The organism is Streptomyces globisporus (assembly GCF_003501885.1).
GTDB lineage: Bacteria > Actinomycetota > Actinomycetes > Streptomycetales > Streptomycetaceae > Streptomyces > Streptomyces globisporus_D.
This window is the reverse complement of record NZ_QWFA01000343.1, coordinates 1-2,766: the sequence shown is the minus strand read 5'-3', so window position 1 is coordinate 2,766 and position 2,766 is coordinate 1. Positions and strand designations below refer to the sequence as shown.

The 2,766-nt window shown below is 72.6% G+C and carries 2 protein-coding genes and 1 pseudogene; all 3 read left to right on the top strand.

Annotation, left to right across the window (positions count from 1 at the left end; genetic code table 11):
- A pseudogene (locus D3105_RS33230) lies at nt 1-751 on the top strand (hypothetical protein); the annotation flags it as partial.
- Between the two features lie 210 nt (nt 752-961).
- Nucleotides 962-2,116, top strand: a complete 1,155-nt coding sequence (locus tag D3105_RS33225) for a right-handed parallel beta-helix repeat-containing protein (protein WP_118906532.1) — start codon at nt 962-964, stop codon at nt 2,114-2,116.
- A gap of 36 nt (nt 2,117-2,152) precedes the next feature.
- Nucleotides 2,153-2,677 carry a SigE family RNA polymerase sigma factor gene (locus D3105_RS33220; RefSeq protein ID WP_006127647.1) on the top strand — a complete coding sequence of 175 codons (525 nt, stop codon included), beginning with the start codon at nt 2,153-2,155 and terminating at the stop codon, nt 2,675-2,677.
- Nucleotides 2,678-2,766: the final 89 nt, after the last annotated feature.

The following is a 2,766-nucleotide window of genomic DNA, read 5'->3' as shown; positions in this document are numbered from 1 at the left end:
GGGCGGGGCCGAGGATTCGGCCGACCCGCCCCCGAGCCCCACCACCGAGGCCCCCGAGCCGTCGGCGAAGCCCGAGGACGCGGCGAAGGAGCAGCCGAAGGACCCGGCCAAGGACGCTGCCCACAAGGCGGAGGAGACGGCCGACGCCATCCGCGAGGCGGCAGGGAAGGCCGGCAGGGACGTCGAGGAGCTTGACGAGGACGCCAAGGGACTCGACCCCAAGAAGGACGAGGACATCCCCGACGGCGCCAAGCCCCGCTTCCCGTGCCCCGAGGCCGACCCGGACGCGCTCGCCGCGGCCGAGCTGGAGCCCGGCATCCCGCTGCTCCCGTCCGACCCCTGGACGCTGGAGTCGACGCTGCTCACGCTCAACGGCCTCGACTACCACGGCATCGTCGAGGTGAAGAAGGCGGACGGCAGCATCAAGAAGGTGCTGAAGTTCACCGCCAGCTCCATCGACATCAAGGACCTGCACCAGCTGACCGTCGGCCCCGCGGGCACGACGGGCCATGTGAAGTCGCGGCCCGGCTCCACGTCGACGATCCGCAACGGCGAGGTGACGATGTACACGGAGGAGCTGAAGGGCAACCTCTTCGGCCTCATCCCGATCACCTTCAGCCCTCAGACCCCGCCGCCGCTGAACGTCCCCTTCGCCTTCTTCACCAAGGTGACGGTGAAGCAGGCCGGCCAGTTCGGCGGCACGCTCACCGTGCCCGGACTGCAGAACTACCTGGAGGGCGGCCGGGGCTAGCAGCTCCCCGCCCGCCTCCCCGAGCCCGTCCGGGAGCCGCAAGGCCGGTGGCCCGCCCCTGTCGCACCGAGGGGGCGGGCCACCGGCGTTGTACAGACGTTTTCCCCTTTCTCTCCTGCCACGGCAACCTTTCCGCGAGCGGCGGCAACCAGGGGGCACGGGCCGGGCACCGGCCTGCCCGCCGATCCGACGAGCAAAGGAACCACCCACGTGAGCACCAGCAGAGGACGACACCGCAGGACCCGTACGCTCTCGGCCGCCGTGGCCGCCGCCGTGGCCGCGGGGGGCGTGGGCGTGTGGGCGGCCGCGGCCCCCGATGACGCGGGCGCCGCCGGGGCCGTCGTCGTCTCGACCACGGCCCAGCTGGAGAAGGCCTTCGCGGCCGTCGGCCCCGGCACCACCATCCAGCTGCGCGGCGGTACGTACTACCCGGCCAAGAGCCTCAAGAGCCAGGCCGACGGGACCGCGCAGCGCCGGATCACCGTCACCGCCCACGGGTCGGAGAAGCCGGTCGTCGACGGGTCGAAGCTGCCCGCGGGGGAGTGGCTGGTCGCGATAGGCGGCGACCACTGGACGCTGTCCGGCCTGACGTTCCGCAACTCGCGTGCCCATGGGGTCGTCGTGACCTCGTCGGCCGGCGGGATCTTCCGCAACCTCACCACCCACGGCAACGGCGACTCCGGCTTCACGCTGCGCGGGGAGGGAACGAGGGACAACCTGATCGAGAACCTGGACTCGTACGGCAACTACGACGCGAAGAACCACGGGCAGAACGCAGACGGCCTCGCCATCAAGTTCGGCTCCGGCACCGGCAACCGGGTCGTCGGCGCGCGGCTCTACAACAACGCCGACGACGGCGTGGACCTCTGGCAGTGGGCGAGCCCCGTCCGGATCGAGCGCAGCTGGGCGTACGGGAACGGTGTGAACCGCTGGAAGGACCCCGCCTTCGAGGGCAACGGCAACGGCTTCAAGCTCGGCGGCGGCGGGGCGAGCGCCGCGCACGTCCTCACCGGCAACGCCGCCTGGAGCAACAGCAAGCACGGCTTCACGGAGAACAGCAACCCGGGCGCCCTGCGGCTGCACCGCAACACCGCCTACGCCAACGGCGCCTCCGGCTACTTCTTCGCCACCTCCCCCTCCCGCCTCTCCCGCAACCTCGCCCTGGACAACGCGACCGGCGCCGTGAAGCTCTCCCCGCGCGTGGTCTCGGCCGCCAACACCTGGGACACGGGCCAGGCGTGCCCCGCCGGCCTCCGGAACACCGATCCCGCCGGCGCGTACGGGCCCCGCCGGGCGGACGGCTCGCTCCCCGCCACCACCTTCCTGGCCGTCGGCACGCCGGACATCGGCGCGGAGATGAAGTAGCCGGTGAGTCGCACGTACGAGTGAGGGGTGCAGGGCATGGCTGACGACGCTTCCGCGGAGTTCCATGACTTCTTCGACCGCCACTACGCCGAACTGGCCCGCCTCGCCCACCTGCTGACGGGCGAGGCGGCCGCCGCCGACGACCTGGCGGCGGACGCGCTGGTGGCGCTCTGGGACCGCTGGGACCGGGTCCGCGCGGCCGAGCACCCGGTGGCGTACGCCCGTGGAGTCGTCGCCAACATGGCCCGCGGCCGGGTCCGCGCGGCCGTCCGGGAACGTCACCGCATCGCGCTCTTCTGGTCCCGGCGCGGCGACCGGACGGAGGGCCCGGACCTGGCGGCGGTCCTCGATGTGCGGCAGGCGCTCGCGAGGCTGCCCTTCCGCAAGCGGGCCTGTGTCGTGCTGCGGCACGCCTTCGACCTGTCGGAGAAGGACACCGCCCTGGCCCTCGGGATATCCGTCGGCACGGTGAAGAGCCAGACCTCCAAGGGGATGGCGGAGCTGGAACGGCTGCTGGACGGGCGGACCTCGCTCGAACTCGCGGGAAGGGGAGAACGATGAGCGACCTGCGCGAGGAGTTGCGGGAGGCGGCCCGCTCGCACCGGCCGGACCGGGACCGGATGCTCGCCCGGATCGGGCGGGCCCGCCCG

What these genes read in the sequence shown, in the direction of transcription:
- D3105_RS33220 (WP_006127647.1), top strand. Translation starts at nt 2,153, where the DNA reads ATGGCTGACGACGCTTCCGCGGAGTTCCATGACTTCTTCGACCGCCAC.